Below are 12673 nucleotides of genomic sequence, written 5' to 3'. Positions count from 1 at the left end.
CCCGCCGGTAAGGTCGGTTTTCGTGAGTGACCCATTGGCCGTCATCGCGCGGTTCCCAGGCGTGTCCGAGGCGGTTGACGAGGCGCGGCAGGCCGTCGACCGGCTCTATCGGCATCGCGTCCTGCGCCGGGCGAGCCCGGCGGTGTCCACCGAGTCGTCCCTGCGCGGCGCGCGGGCCTCGGCCGCGATCGAGGGCGCCGACGTGCCGCTGGACGCGCTGCGCCGCGACGAGGTGCACGACCCGCTGGTCCAGGGGGCGCTGCGGGCGTCCGCGGAGATGGGCCGGCTCGGCGCCACCTGGCGGAAGGCCCCGAGGCAGGTGCTGGCCCGCCTGCACACCGTCGCCGCCGCGGGGCTCGCCGACCAGCCCGCATTGGGACGTCCCCGCACGGACGACTCCGCCCCCGACCCGCTCGGGCTCGGCCCCGCGCCGGGGGCCGCGGAGACCGCGACGCGGATGGAGGCCCTGCTCCGGCTGCTGGAGGGCGCGGGCAAGGCGCCCGCGATCGTGCTGGCCGCCGTGGTGCACGCCGAGCTGGCGGTGCTGCGTCCGTTCGGTACGTGCGACGGCGTCGTGGCGCGCTCCGCGGAGCGGCTGACCCTGGTCGAGTACGGGCTCGACCCGAAGTCGCTGGTCGTCGTGGAGATCGGGCACCTGGAGCTGCCGTACGCGGAGGCGCTGCGGGCGTACCTGACCGGGACTCCGGAGGGCGTCGGCCAGTGGGTACAACACTGTGCCTCGGCGGTAAGCCTGGGGGTACGGGAGACGACCGCGATCTGCGAAGCGATGCAGCGGGGCTGACGGACGGGCTGGTCACATAGCTGACGGCGTCTCGTCAGAGACGCCGTCCGCCTGTGCATCACACCGGGTTACCAAGCGTGCACCTCAATCCGTCGGAGCGGGTCAAGCCCGTCACGACGCGCCTCCCGCGGCTGGTCGCACGTGGGTGCCCGGCTGATGCACCCGGACAAGTGGTCCGTAACACCTTTCTACGTCGGATCCCCCCTGATGGGAACCCCTTGGAGCAAGACCTTTACCGAGCCGTGGAGCTGCCGGGAGGGTCCCGTTGCGGCGCCCGCGAACGCCAACCCGTTATCTACCTGTGACGATTACGGACAGTGATCGCCTTTATGTGATTGTTATGGGGTAGCGAAAAAACTTGGCGAAAATGCCAGATTACTGCTCGACGAAACTCGAGTGGATCGGGCAGCATACGGTGGTATCGCCCGAAACTGGAGCGGCTGTGTGAGGGATTGCTTTGCAAGTCTCTTGCCATGCTCCGGTGAAGTGATGAAAGCTTTCTTCTGAAACGGGACCGGCTCTACCCCCCCGGAGCCGGACCGATCAGGCGACCCCCGCTCTCCCCCCCGGCGGGGGTCGCCCTTTTTCCGCCCCAGGTCGTGCTGGGCTCACCGGTTGTCCACAGGCGGCCCGCGCCTCCGCGCCGCCGTCCCCAGAATCCCGTTCGCCCTCTCGCGACGTCCGTCCTCCTCGGCAGGGTTGGCCTCCCCCGCCCCCGCAAGAGGAGGACCCCGTGCACCGCCCCCTGGTCATCACCGAGGACCACGACCTCCTCGACGACCTGGTCCGCATCGCGGCCGCCGCCGGCGCCCAGCTCGACGTGGCCCACACCCCCGCCGGCGCGCGCCCTTACTGGAACCTCGCCCCCATGGTCGCCATCGGCCCCGACCAGGCCGACGCCCTCTCCGCCGCCTCGCCGCCCGCCCGCGACCAGGTGCTCCTGGTGACCCGCGCCCCCGACGACCCCGACACGTGGCGAAAGTGCGTGGCGGTGGGCGCCCAGGCCGTCGTACGCCTCCCGGGCGACGAACGCCACCTCGTGGAACGCTTCGCCGACGCCATGGAGCCCGAGCCCCGGTCCGGCGCGGTGACCTGCGTGATCGGCGGCCACGGCGGGGCGGGCGCGAGCGTGGTCGCCGCCTGCCTGGCTCTGCGCGCCTCGGGCGACCGCCTCCGTACGCTGCTGATCGACGCCGACCCGCTGGGCGGCGGCATCGACGCGTTGCTCGGCCACGAGGAGTCGGCGGGCGCCCGCTGGGGCGACCTCGTGGCGCGGGAGGGAAGGATCAGCTCCAGCGCCCTGCAGGCGGCGCTCCCGTCGTTCGGCGACCTCGCCGTCCTGTCCTTCCACCGCGGGGAGGTGGCCGCCATCCCGCCCCAGGCCATGCGCTCGGTCCTGGAAGCGGGCCGGCGCGGCTTCGACCTGATCGTCGTCGACCTGCCACGCCATCTCGACCCGGCCGCCGTGGAAGCACTCACCAGGGCGACCACGACCCTGACGGTCACCACGGCAGACCTGCGCGGCATCCTGTCCACCGTCCAGGTCCTGGGCGAGCTGCGTAAACACGCCTCCGACGTGCGGGCCGTGCTCCGTCCCGGCGTCCTCGACGAGGAGACGGCCGCGGCGTCCCTCGGCATCCCCGTCGCCGCCCACCTGCCCGACCATCCGAGGCTCACCGCCACCCTCAACCGCGGCGAGCTGCCCAGGCTCGGCCCGCGCACGGTTCTCGGCACCCTCTGCGCCGCCCTCCTCCGCGACCTGCTTCCGGCATGAGCGCCGCCGAGGAGGTCTCTCCGGAGCTCGTGGAGGCCGTCCGCGTCCGGCTGGCGCGCGCCGGTGTGGAGCCGACGGCGGCCCAGGTGGCCGTGGCGCTCCGGGCCGAACGCTCGGTCTACGGAGACGCCGAGATCCTGGCGGTGGCCCGCGCCCTGTGCGCCGACCTGATCGGCGCCGGTCCGCTGGAGCCGCTGCTGGCCCGTCCCGACGTCACCGACGTCCTGGTCAACGGCCCACGCGAGGTCTGGATCGACGACGGCGGCGGCCTGCGCCGCACCTCCGTCACCTTCACCGACGACGGAGCGGTCCGCAGGCTGGCCCAGCGCCTCGCGGCCGCCGCCGGTCGCCGGCTCGACGACGCGTCGCCTTATGTGGACGCGCGGCTGGCGGGCGGCGTCCGGCTGCACGCCGTCCTGCCGCCGATCGCGTCCGGCGGCACCTGCGTGTCGCTGCGCCTGCCGCCGCGCCGCACCTTCACCCTGTCCGACCTGGTGTCGGCCGGCACGATCGCCCCGGCGGCCGTCACGGTGCTGACGGCGATGGTCGACGCCCGCCTGGCCTTCCTCGTCACGGGTGGCACCGGCACGGGCAAGACCACGCTCCTGTCGGCCCTCCTGTCCCAGGCCGACCCGGCCGAACGTCTCCTGCTGGTGGAGGACTCCGCCGAGCTACGCCCTCTGCACCCCCACGTGGTCCGCCTGGAGACCCGCCCGGCCAACCTCGAAGGAGCGGGCGGGGTGGGGCTGCGCGATCTGGTGCGCCAGGCGCTGCGCATGCGTCCCGACCGGCTCGTGGTGGGCGAGGTCAGGGGAGCGGAGGTCGTCGACCTGCTCGCCGCCCTGAACACCGGCCACGAGGGCGGCTGCGGCACGCTGCACGCCAACGCCGCCGCCGACGTGCCACCCCGCCTGGAAGCCCTCGGCTGCGCGGCGGGCCTGACCAGGGAGGCCGTGCACAGCCAGCTGGCCGCGGCCCTCGACGTGGTCGTCCACTTGACCCGCACCCGCAGCGACGGCCGAAGGCGCGTCGCCGAGATCTGCCTGCTCTCCAGAGCCCCGGCCGGCCTCGTCGAGTCGCTCCCCGCCCTCACCTTCGCCCCGAACGGCTCCACCCACACCGGCCCCGGCTACGAATCCCTGTTGCGCAGGACATCATGAAGGCCCCCGGACGATGACCGCCGCGATCGTCTCGGCCCTGTCCACAGCCTGTGCCATCTGGCTGTGGACCGGCCCCGCCACGCCCGCCCTCCGCCTGCACGCGCTCCTGACCGCTCGCCATCGCCGTCTCCCATGGCAGCACCTGCTGCGGGCCACCCTCACTCGCCCCGGCCCCGCCCGCCGCGCCGACTCCTGGCGCCGGGCCTCCATAGAGCTGTGCCAGTCGCTCTCGGCCGAGCTCGCCGCGGGCCGCACCCCAGGCGAAGCCCTGACCCGAGCCATCACGGCAGTCGACTTCCCCGACCCGGAAGCCCTGCGCCCCGCCCTGGCCGCCGCACGAGACGGCGGCGACGTCTCCGCGGCCCTCACGGCGGCGGCGCCGGCTCAGGGCGGCGAGGGCCTCCGCCGGCTCGCGGCCTGCTGGGACGTCAGCCTCACCGTGGGCGCAGGCATGTCCGCACTGGTCGAACGAGTCGGCGGCACGCTCCGCGCCGCTCAGACCCACCGCCAGGACGTCGCCGCCCAACTGGCCGGCCCCCGCACCACAGCCCGGATGCTCGCGGCCCTGCCGGTTCTCGGCCTGGTCATGGCGGGAGCGCTCAACATGCACCCGATGAGCTTCCTGTTCGGCACCTTGCCGGGCCTGCTCTGCCTCCTGTCCGGCATCGCCCTCGACGTCTGCGGCCTGTGGTGGACCCACCGCATGGCCACCAAGGCCCAACCTTGACCCGCCACGTCCCCGAACACCTGTAGGCCAGGGCTCCGGCGAGTCGTGTGGCTCTGCACTCATGCGGGTCCTGTAGGCCAGCACTCCAGGGAAGCCTGTAGGTCCTTATTCCGGCGAGTCGTCCTCCCTGAGCCGTGCTCATCCTCGCCCGTCCGGGTCGTCCGCGTCCCCGCCCGTCGGAGTCGTGCTCATCCCCGTTGCCGAGCCGTCTTCATCCACGTCCGCCCGAACCACTGGATCCGCCCGATGCTCCCTTTGCTGTCCGCCTTCTGCGCAGCCCTCGCCGCCTTCTTGTGGTCGGCCCCACGCACCCCCGTAGACCGCCTCACCCGCCTCCTGCCCTCACCCGACCCGCCGTCGAGCCCCGCCATCTCTCCGACGGACACCCCCGCCCAGCCCGACTGGCTCGACAAGAAGGACCCCCGCCACCGCCGCCCGACCCGCAGAACCGTCACCGCCGCCGCCATCACCGGCGTGATCACCGCCCTCCTGGTCGGCGGCCTCCCAGGAATCACGGTGGCCCTGCTGCTGACCCCGGTCACCGCCCTGATCCTGCACAGGAAGGAACCCCCGCCGTCCCGCCAGGAACGCGAGCAGATCACCGCCGATCTCCCCTTCGCCGCCGACCTGATGACCGCCTGCCTTCTCGCCGGACAGCCGGTGACCGCCGCCACCGACCTGGCAGCGACCACGATCGGCGGCCCTCTCGGTCAGCGTCTGGCATGGGTGGGCAGCCAACTCCGCCTGGGCGCCGACCCCGAGCCGACCTGGGCAACCCTGGCGAAGGACCCGGCCCTGAGCCAGCTGTCGAGAGCGATGAGCCGGGCCGCGCAGACCGGCGCCCCGCTGGCGGACGTCCTGACCCGCCTGGCCGACGACGCGAGGGACACAGCCAGAGCCGCCTCACTCGCCGCCGCCCGGACCGTGGGCGTGAAGGCGGTCGCCCCGCTGGGCCTGTGCTTCCTGCCGGCCTTCGTCCTGCTGGGCATCATCCCGGTGATCGCCGGCCTCGCCTCCACGATCGTCCTGCCGTGACGTCCCGACGGCGGCGTTGTCCACAGCCTGAGGGCCGACCCCGCTGGACTATCCCCAGAACGCCATTCGGCCTGACGGCAGCTGTGCCTTCTCGGCGAATCTTGGACTCCCGCCGGACAAGACCCGGCTCCGACCACCTGGAGGCACGATGCAAGGTCCCGCCACCATGCCAGGCACCCTCAGCCCCACTCCAGCTCACGCGTACGCCACTTCACCCCGGCCCACCGCCTGCACCGAGCCGGCCACCGCCGCGCCGCCCCTCGAAGCCGACGACTCCTCCAACGTCGAGACGGAAGCCGCCCACGCTTCCTCGACCACCTCCGGTCCTCCCGGTGGGCCCACTGGGCAGAGCTCACGCTGGTACCCGGGCAAGTGGATCACCTGCGCTGTCGCGAACAGAGAGCGCGGCATGTCCACAGCCGAATACGCAGTCGGCACCATCGCGGCCTGCGCCTTCGCCGCGCTCCTGTTCAAGGTGGTCAGCAGCCCAGAGGTACAGGAGATGCTGAAGTCCCTCATAGACCGAGCGCTCAAGATGACCGGATGACCCTCCACCAGACGCGGAACGCCGCCACCAGGAAACGGTCGCCATCACGCGGTTCGGTGACGGCCGAGACCGCCGCCATGCTGCCCGCGCTCATGATCGTCCTGGCAGCCGCGCTCTGGGCCATACAAGCGGTGAACGTCCAACTGGAATGTGTAGACGCAGCCCGAGCCGCTGTGCGCGCCGCAGCCCGAGGTGAGCCGCTGGACCAGGTCCGCGAGCTCGCCCGCTCGGCCACTCGCCCAGACGCACACGTAGAGATCACCCGCGACGCAGAATTCACCCACGTAGAGATCGCAGTAGATGTACGACCAGCTTGGGGCGTTTCGCTACCGGCCGTCCCCGTGTCGGCCTCGGCGACAGCCGCCACAGAACCGTGACGTCACGCAGGTACTCGCCGAAATGAGATCTGCCAGGAGGACATGAGCCCTCGTGTCCTCCTGGCAGTCGGGGGGCGAAATCTCCAACCCCTACGGCGTCTTCTACCCACAAGAAGAGACAACAACTCCGCGACGCGGCACGGAGATCGTCCGTGCGGGAGGCGCAGAAGCGTCTCAAAGCCGGGCGAAGCGACGAGCTTCACCGATCAATCACTCCGAGGACAAGGATGATCAAGCACAAGGAACGAGGGTCGGCGACCTTATGGGGAGTGGCCCTCATGGGGCTCCTGATGGCGGTTGCCGGAGGGTTGGCCTCCGTGGGGGCGGTTCGGGTGGCTCGCCATCGGGTTGACAGCGCGGCCGATCTGAGCGCTCTGGCCGCGGCCAGAGCGGCGATCATCGATCCGGAGGGCGCTTGCGGCAGGGCGGCCGCGTTGGCCAGAAGGAACGGCGTCCGACTGGCGGCTTGTGAGATCACGGGAGAGATCGCGGATGTCCGGACCTCTCTGTCGATCACCTTGCCGATCGCCGGAGCACACACTCTTACGGGCAGGTCTCGCGCGGGGCCGGTCACGATGTCACCTGGGTAGCAACCGTTGCAGCAGTCGGCCGTCAGGCCACCGTCCTGGGCCTTGGGGGCGCGTGACCGACCGCGACACGTGCAAGCCTGGGGGCGTGTCGCGCGAGTCCGGCGACCGGCTCCTCAGGCTGAGAAACGCGTGCCGGCGTCGTGGCCCACATGCGTGCAGTCTCTATGGCCGCCCGCTTCGACCGTGATTCAAACTGACGGCGTTGCGCCAGACGCGCTGATCGGGAGAAGGGGCGGCGCGAGCCGAGATGTCGATTCGCCTGCGCCAGCCCCGGTGTTCACTCTGCTGTCAGTCCCTCGACCAGGCCGGTGGTTGGCCTGCCGAGGAGTCGAGGAAGATCGTCACCGACCCGAGCGAAGACTCCGGCGGCGATGGTTTCATCGAGACGTGCCAAGAAGCCGGCCAGTTCGCTGTCCATCCCCGAGTTGATGAGCGCTGCCTGCAATTCTTCGGGAGTGACAGGCCGGTAGGTGACCTCGCGCTTCAGGACGACCGACATTGCTTCGGCTATGTCGGCGTAGCTGAAGTTCGTGTCGCCGGAGAGGCTGTAAGTCACATTGTCGTGCCCGTCTGTGGTGACGACGGTGGCCAACGCCTCAGCCAGGTCCTTCCGGCTGGCTGGGGCAACGACGGCGTTGCCGGTCGCGGCGGCCAGAACGCCGGAGAAGCGGGGGCCTGCCAGCGCCTGGATGTAGTTCTCGATGTACCAGGTGTTCCGCAGGATCGTGTACGTCACGCCGGAAGCGGTGAGAGCGTCCTCTGTCGCTCTGTGGTCCGCGTTGATCTCGAAGCGGTCGTCGTCGGCCCGGACTCCGCTGGTGTAGTAGACGTGTCGGACCTTGGCGTTCTTCGCCGCCTTGACGACCGACTCGTGCTGAGCAAGGCGGTTCGGGTCTCTGCCCGAGATCAACACGATGTCGGAGTGCCTGGCAACCAGCGCTGCGACGCTGGCCGAATCCGACAGGTCGACGGCGGCGGTGCCGAACCCGGTGGAAGCAAGTTCCCCGAGGCGCGCTTGGTTCCGACCGGCCGCGGTGATCGTTCCTGGGCTGGTTCCCCGAGCGACCAGCGCGTTCAGGACGTGGCGACCGAGTGCCCCGGTGGCCCCGAAGACGAGGGTGCTCGCCTCAGGCGCGGTCATGGAGGGTGATCTGGTAGCCGTCGGGGTCGGCGAAGGTGAAGGTGCGGCCGAAGGGGCCGTCGATCGGTGCGGAGACGATGGTGTGACCGTCGGCGACGAGGGCGTCGTGGATGGCCTGGACGTCGGTGGCGTGGAGCCAGATCGCGGCACCGATGCCGGGCTGGGGAACGGAGGCGAGATCGGTGCCGGGAACGACCTCGCGGAGTGCGAACGCGATCGGCTTCGTCTCGAAGACGACGGCGTGCGGAGGACCGGCCTGCGAGCGGACGAGGCCGAGGTATTGCTCGTAGAACGCCTGCGAAGCGTTGAGGTCGCGCGCTTGCAGGGAGATGAAGTCGGGGCCGGTGACGGGCATGGTGATGCTCCTTGTCGTCATGTCAGTTAGCTGACACGTCGCAATGTATGTCAGAATACTGACATGAGTCAAAACGGTGCCGGCGTCGACCTGGACAAATCGCTGGGCTACCTGCTGAAAGAGGCTTCGAGCGCCCTGCGCGCAGCCATGGAGGAGGTGCTGCGGCCACTCGGGATGACCGTGACGCACTACTCCTGCCTGGAGTTGCTGGCTCAACGACCGGGCTTGTCGAACTCCGAGCTCGCGCGTGGCGCGTTCGTGACCCGGCAGTCGATGAACGTGCTGCTCCAGACCCTGGAACGAGACGGCTACGTGACCAGGCCAGCGGAGGCGCCCGTCGGAAAGGCTCTTCCGGCGCGGCTCACGCCTCGCGGACGACGGAGTCTGGAGAAGGCGAGCGCGGCGGTCCGGTCCGTCGAGGTCAGAATGCTGGCCGGCATGACCGACGCCGAGCAGTCGGACGCGTTCCGGATTTTGCAGAGCATGATTCATTCGCTGCGCGATGGTGACGGCGGTGCCTAGTCGTTTCTCGGTGCACGACTCGCCGCGTCGGGTCAGGGGTGCGGGCGGGCGTGGAAATCTGTGCGAGTGACCTCGAAAACCGGCACCTTGTTCTGCGATTGAGTCGATAAATCGTCAGGCGAGCGAATTAGTGAAGGCTCGTGTGGGGGCGAGGCGGAGCCCAGGGTGGCGAAGGTGCCGGGTGGGGCGTCGGGGGAGGTGGTGTCGGTTGTTCTGCGTCCAGCTGAGCGTGCAGGACTTACGCGCGGCCCAGGAAGTGCAGGAGTCAGCCCGTCATGGGGCTCGGCCGGAAGCGGGCCGGGAAACGGCGGGGGAGACAGGGCGGGATGTGCGGCAGGAGCCGCCGTGCATCGCATTGCCCAGCTGAGCCGTCACGGACGTTCCCGAGCCCGGCCCGCTGTCCCACCCGCCACCCCTGGAGCAGCGATGGGACGACTACCTGCCCCCGTCGCCCAGGTGCATGGAGGACAGCGGCTTCTGGGAGCGTCCGCTGCCGGGCGCCGGCGACTTCTGGGCCGCCGACGATGACGATGACGCCTACGACGACGACGCAGAGCGGATGCGTGCGGGGCGTCGGCCGGAGAAGGGTGACAGTTAGGACAGGGGGCCGGGGGTGAGGAGGATGTCCAGGAGCTGGAGCGCGCCGCGTTTGTGCAGGGGCTCGTTGCCGTTGCCGCACTTCGGGGACTGGATGCAGGACGGGCACCCGCGCTCGCACTCGCAGGACGCGATCGCCTCACGCGTGGCCGTCAGCCAGTCGGTGGCCCGCGCGTAGCCGCGTTCGGCGAAGCCCGCGCCGCCTTCGTGGCCGTCGTACACGAAGACGGTGAGCAGGCCGGTGTCGGCGTGCAGTTCGGTGGAGACGCCGCCGATGTCCCATCGGTCGCAGGTGGCGAACAGGGGGAGCAGGCCGATCGAGGCGTGCTCGGCGGCGTGTGCGGCGCCGCCGAGGTCGATGTCCGCCGCCGCGAGCGGCGCGACCGCCGTGGCGGGCAGGGTCCACCAGACCGCGCGGGTGCGGAGGGTGCGGGGCGGCAGGTCGAGGGGTTCGTCGCCGAGCATCTCGCCTGACTGCAGGCGCCTTTTCAGGTACGAGACCACCTGCCTGGTCACCTCCACCTCGCCGAAGTGCAGCGTTCCCGGGCCGAGGGAGCGGGAGCGCTGGGTGGCCAGGATGGAGATGTCAGTGATGTCGCGGGCGAACGTGGAGTAGTCGGGATTGGCGGCCTCGACCAGGGCGACTCCGGAGTCCAGGTCGAGGGTCTCCACGAGGAAGGTCTCGCCCTGGTGGATGTAGACCGCGCCGGTGTGGACCGTGGTGTGGGCGGACGGCTCGTCCACGCTGCCGAGCAGGCGGCCGGTCGAGGACTCGACCACCTGGATCGGGGCGCCTCCGCCGCCTCTGATGTCGGCGAGGTCGGTGGCGCGTTCGCGACGGGTCCAGAACCAGCCCGCGGGACGGCGTCTCAGGAGGTTCCGGGCGACCAGGTCTTCCAGGACGTCGGGGGTGGTGGTGCCGAAGACGGGCAGGTCGTCGTCCGTCAGCGGGATCTCGGCGGCGGCGGCGCACAGATGTGGGCCCAGGACGTACGGGTTGTCCGGGTCCAGGACGATCGCCTCCACCGGCCGTCCGAACAGGGCCTGCGGGTGGTGGACGAGGTAGGTGTCCAGGGGATCGTCCCTGGCGATGAGCACGGCGAGGGCGTCCTGGCCGTCGCGTCCCGCCCGGCCGGCCTGCTGCCAGAGGGAGGCGCGGGTGCCGGGCCAGCCGGCGATCAGTACGGCGTCCAGGCCCGAGACGTCCACGCCGAGTTCGAGGGCGTTCGTGGTGGCCAGGCCCATGAGGGTGCCGGCGCGCAGGGCCTTCTCCAGGAGACGGCGGTCCTCGGCGAGGTAGCCGGCGCGGTAGGCGGCGACCTTGTCGGGGAGGGCGGCCAGGTCTTGGACGTCGTCGGGGATGGCCCAGGTGAGCGGGCTCGCGGGGATGGGGCGGCGCGGGTCCTGGGCGCCGGAGGCGGGGCTTCCGGTGTGGGAAGCGGAGTCCTGAGAGGTCGAGGAGGAGGCGAGCGGCGGGGGCTCGGCGCTGGGGGAGAAGTCCGCGGGAGCGGTTTCGGGGGTGGCTTGGGGAGGCCAAGGCGCGGTGACGGAGAAGGCGACGTCGGCGAGTTTGGCGCGGGCGGACAGGGCGACCGTCTCCGCGCCGCGTCGCGAACGCACGAATGCGAGCGTCCGTACGTTCGCCAGAACCAGGTCCGCGAGGAGGTCAGCGGTCTCCGCGGTCGCCGTGCGACGCACAGGAGCCCCTCCCTCGCCCCGCAGATCCGTCAGGGGCGGTTCCCAGAGCGCGATGGTCGTGGAACCCTTCGGCGAGGCATCGGTGGTCACCTCGTCCATCTCAAGCCCCGTCAGCCTCATGGCGAACACGCCGGGCTCGCTCGCGGTGGCCGAGGCGAGCACGAACGTGGGGCGCGAGCCGTACCGGGCGCAGACCCGGCGCAGGCGGCGCAGGATCTGGGCCACGTGCGAGCCGAAGACGCCGCGGTATCCATGGCACTCGTCCACGACGACCATGCGGAGGCGGCGGAAGAACGAGGACCACTGCGCGTGCCGGGGCAGGACACCGCGGTGAAGCATGTCCGGATTGGTCAGGACGTAGTTGGCGTGCTGGCGGACCCACGTACGTTCCTCGAAAGGGGTGTCGCCGTCGAAGCAGGCGGCGCGCACCTGCGTGATGCGCAGTTCGCGCAGGCCGCGGAGCTGGTCGGCGGCCAGGGCCTTGGTCGGCGTCAGGTACAGGACGGTGCCGCCGTCGAGGCAGGAGGCCACCGCCGGCGTGAGGTACGCCAGGGACTTGCCCGAGGCCGTTCCCGTACTGATGATCACGTTTCGGCCACGGAAAGCCAGGTCGGCGGCTTCGTACTGGTGGGGCCAGAGTCCTGTAACTCCACGGTTCGCCAAGCGCGTAACCAGGACTTCCGGAGCCCAGTCCGGCCAACGGGCTTGACCCGCCTGACGTGCTGGAACATGCTCCACATGGGTGACACGCTCATGACGTGCGGGAACTCCGAGCAGGTGGGCGAGGAGTGGACCTGCCTGTTGTGGGGAGGATGCCGAGGAAGTCACTGTTTCCAGTCTTGCATCGATGGGCAAAGTCGCCGGGAATCGTGATTTCGTATAGACACAAGCCAGACGCGTGGTTGAATGCCGCGCGTCAGGGTCGGACAGTCTGGGGCCACGCTCCAGATTGCCAGGCCCGCAAGAGTACTTTCGCAGGCGAGGCGCTGGAGGATCTGTGGATCTGAAGTTGGATCACCGCACCGAAGACCGACTCACCATCGTGGAGGTCGAGGGTGAGATCGATGTCTACACGGCGCCGAGATTGCGTGAGCTCCTCATCGACCTGGTGAACAAGGGCAACTTCCACCTTCTGGTGAACATGGAGAAGGTCGACTTCCTCGACTCCACGGGGCTGGGAGTGCTCGTCGGAGGGCTCAAGAGGGTCCGGGCGCACGACGGCTCGCTTGAGCTGGTGTGCACCCAGGAGCGCATCCTCAAGATCTTCCGCATCACCGGTCTGACCAAGGTCTTCGGGATTTACGCTTCCGTCGACGAGGCCAAGGAAGCTCACGGCAAAGACAAGTAG

15 protein-coding genes are annotated in these 12673 nt (G+C 70.3%); 11 read left to right on the top strand and 4 right to left on the bottom strand.

The window, feature by feature from the left end:
* Positions 1 to 22 precede the first annotated feature (22 nt).
* The 5 genes from ACIBK9_RS02950 to ACIBK9_RS02930 all read left to right on the top strand — a co-directional run bounded on the left by ACIBK9_RS02950 (position 23) and on the right by ACIBK9_RS02930 (position 5498).
* Positions 23 to 802 carry an oxidoreductase gene (locus ACIBK9_RS02950; RefSeq protein WP_358290459.1) on the top strand — a complete coding sequence of 260 codons (780 nt, stop codon included), beginning with the start codon at positions 23 to 25 and terminating at the stop codon, positions 800 to 802.
* A 733-nt stretch (positions 803 to 1535) separates the two neighbouring features.
* Positions 1536 to 2576 carry a septum site-determining protein Ssd gene (ssd, locus tag ACIBK9_RS02945; protein ID WP_397154710.1) on the top strand — a complete coding sequence of 347 codons (1041 nt, stop codon included), beginning with the start codon at positions 1536 to 1538 and terminating at the stop codon, positions 2574 to 2576.
* The gene (locus ACIBK9_RS02940) at positions 2573 to 3736 is read left to right on the top strand and encodes a TadA family conjugal transfer-associated ATPase (protein ID WP_397154708.1); all 1164 of its coding nucleotides are present in this window, start codon (positions 2573 to 2575) and stop codon (positions 3734 to 3736) included. Before ssd ends, ACIBK9_RS02940 begins: the two co-directional genes overlap by 4 nt.
* 13 nt (positions 3737 to 3749) lie before the next feature.
* On the top strand, positions 3750 to 4463 hold the full coding sequence (locus ACIBK9_RS02935) for a type II secretion system F family protein (protein WP_397154706.1): 714 nt from the start codon (positions 3750 to 3752) through the stop codon (positions 4461 to 4463).
* 246 nt (positions 4464 to 4709) lie between these two features.
* Complete coding sequence (locus tag ACIBK9_RS02930; protein ID WP_397154704.1) at positions 4710 to 5498, top strand: type II secretion system F family protein; 789 nt, start codon at positions 4710 to 4712, stop codon at positions 5496 to 5498.
* Between the two features lie 195 nt (positions 5499 to 5693).
* Here ACIBK9_RS02930 and ACIBK9_RS02925 read toward each other — a convergent pair whose 3' ends face one another.
* Complete coding sequence (locus ACIBK9_RS02925; RefSeq protein ID WP_397154702.1) at positions 5694 to 5816, bottom strand: hypothetical protein; 123 nt, start codon at positions 5814 to 5816, stop codon at positions 5694 to 5696.
* Positions 5817 to 5907: 91 nt separating this feature from the next.
* Between ACIBK9_RS02925 and ACIBK9_RS02920 the strand changes: the two genes are divergently transcribed.
* The 3 genes from ACIBK9_RS02920 to ACIBK9_RS02910 all read left to right on the top strand — a co-directional run bounded on the left by ACIBK9_RS02920 (position 5908) and on the right by ACIBK9_RS02910 (position 7012).
* On the top strand, positions 5908 to 6045 hold the full coding sequence (locus ACIBK9_RS02920) for a DUF4244 domain-containing protein (protein ID WP_387651699.1): 138 nt from the start codon (positions 5908 to 5910) through the stop codon (positions 6043 to 6045).
* Positions 6042 to 6422, top strand: coding sequence for a TadE family type IV pilus minor pilin (locus ACIBK9_RS02915; RefSeq protein ID WP_397154700.1), 381 nt, complete (start codon positions 6042 to 6044; stop codon positions 6420 to 6422). The genes ACIBK9_RS02920 and ACIBK9_RS02915 overlap by 4 nt, the downstream gene beginning before the upstream one ends.
* A gap of 227 nt (positions 6423 to 6649) precedes the next feature.
* Complete coding sequence (locus ACIBK9_RS02910; RefSeq protein WP_387677916.1) at positions 6650 to 7012, top strand: Rv3654c family TadE-like protein; 363 nt, start codon at positions 6650 to 6652, stop codon at positions 7010 to 7012.
* Positions 7013 to 7289: 277 nt separating this feature from the next.
* Here the strand turns inward: ACIBK9_RS02910 and ACIBK9_RS02905 are convergent, their stop codons facing one another.
* Positions 7290 to 8153 carry an NAD(P)H-binding protein gene (locus ACIBK9_RS02905; RefSeq protein WP_397154698.1) on the bottom strand — a complete coding sequence of 288 codons (864 nt, stop codon included), beginning with the start codon at positions 8151 to 8153 and terminating at the stop codon, positions 7290 to 7292.
* A complete protein-coding gene (locus tag ACIBK9_RS02900; protein ID WP_397154696.1) occupies positions 8140 to 8508 on the bottom strand; it encodes a VOC family protein in 369 nt (122 codons plus the stop codon). The genes ACIBK9_RS02905 and ACIBK9_RS02900 overlap by 14 nt, the downstream gene beginning before the upstream one ends.
* A gap of 63 nt (positions 8509 to 8571) precedes the next feature.
* Between ACIBK9_RS02900 and ACIBK9_RS02895 the strand changes: the two genes are divergently transcribed.
* Both ACIBK9_RS02895 and ACIBK9_RS02890 read left to right on the top strand, forming a co-directional pair.
* Positions 8572 to 9030, top strand: a complete 459-nt coding sequence (locus ACIBK9_RS02895; RefSeq protein ID WP_358290429.1) for a MarR family transcriptional regulator — start codon at positions 8572 to 8574, stop codon at positions 9028 to 9030.
* A 460-nt stretch (positions 9031 to 9490) separates the two neighbouring features.
* Positions 9491 to 9628, top strand: a complete 138-nt coding sequence (locus tag ACIBK9_RS02890; protein ID WP_397154693.1) for a hypothetical protein — start codon at positions 9491 to 9493, stop codon at positions 9626 to 9628.
* Here the strand turns inward: ACIBK9_RS02890 and ACIBK9_RS02885 are convergent.
* Complete coding sequence (locus tag ACIBK9_RS02885; protein ID WP_397154691.1) at positions 9625 to 11913, bottom strand: DEAD/DEAH box helicase; 2289 nt, start codon at positions 11911 to 11913, stop codon at positions 9625 to 9627. The two genes, ACIBK9_RS02890 and ACIBK9_RS02885, sit on opposite strands and share 4 nt — an antisense overlap.
* Positions 11914 to 12322: 409 nt before the next feature.
* Between ACIBK9_RS02885 and ACIBK9_RS02880 the strand changes: the two genes are divergently transcribed.
* Positions 12323 to 12673 (top strand): STAS domain-containing protein, encoded by a 351-nt coding sequence (locus ACIBK9_RS02880; protein WP_043629845.1) that lies wholly within the window; start codon positions 12323 to 12325, stop codon positions 12671 to 12673.

This window comes from Nonomuraea sp. NPDC050227 (assembly GCF_044459705.1).
GTDB lineage: Bacteria > Actinomycetota > Actinomycetes > Streptosporangiales > Streptosporangiaceae > Nonomuraea.
The sequence above is the reverse complement of the archived record's forward strand: the minus strand, read 5'-3'. Positions and strand labels throughout refer to the sequence as shown.

Coding starts and splice junctions, on each gene's coding strand:
- ACIBK9_RS02890 (WP_397154693.1), top strand. CDS start 9,491: ATGGAGGACAGCGGCTTCTGGGAGCGTCCGCTGCCGGGCGCCGGCGAC.
- ACIBK9_RS02900 (WP_397154696.1), bottom strand. CDS start 8,508: ATGCCCGTCACCGGCCCCGACTTCATCTCCCTGCAAGCGCGCGACCTC.
- ACIBK9_RS02930 (WP_397154704.1), top strand. CDS start 4,710: ATGCTCCCTTTGCTGTCCGCCTTCTGCGCAGCCCTCGCCGCCTTCTTG.
- ACIBK9_RS02935 (WP_397154706.1), top strand. CDS start 3,750: ATGACCGCCGCGATCGTCTCGGCCCTGTCCACAGCCTGTGCCATCTGG.
- ACIBK9_RS02915 (WP_397154700.1), top strand. CDS start 6,042: ATGACCCTCCACCAGACGCGGAACGCCGCCACCAGGAAACGGTCGCCA.
- ACIBK9_RS02910 (WP_387677916.1), top strand. CDS start 6,650: ATGATCAAGCACAAGGAACGAGGGTCGGCGACCTTATGGGGAGTGGCC.
- ACIBK9_RS02895 (WP_358290429.1), top strand. CDS start 8,572: ATGAGTCAAAACGGTGCCGGCGTCGACCTGGACAAATCGCTGGGCTAC.
- ACIBK9_RS02920 (WP_387651699.1), top strand. CDS start 5,908: ATGTCCACAGCCGAATACGCAGTCGGCACCATCGCGGCCTGCGCCTTC.
- ACIBK9_RS02940 (WP_397154708.1), top strand. CDS start 2,573: ATGAGCGCCGCCGAGGAGGTCTCTCCGGAGCTCGTGGAGGCCGTCCGC.
- ACIBK9_RS02905 (WP_397154698.1), bottom strand. CDS start 8,153: ATGACCGCGCCTGAGGCGAGCACCCTCGTCTTCGGGGCCACCGGGGCA.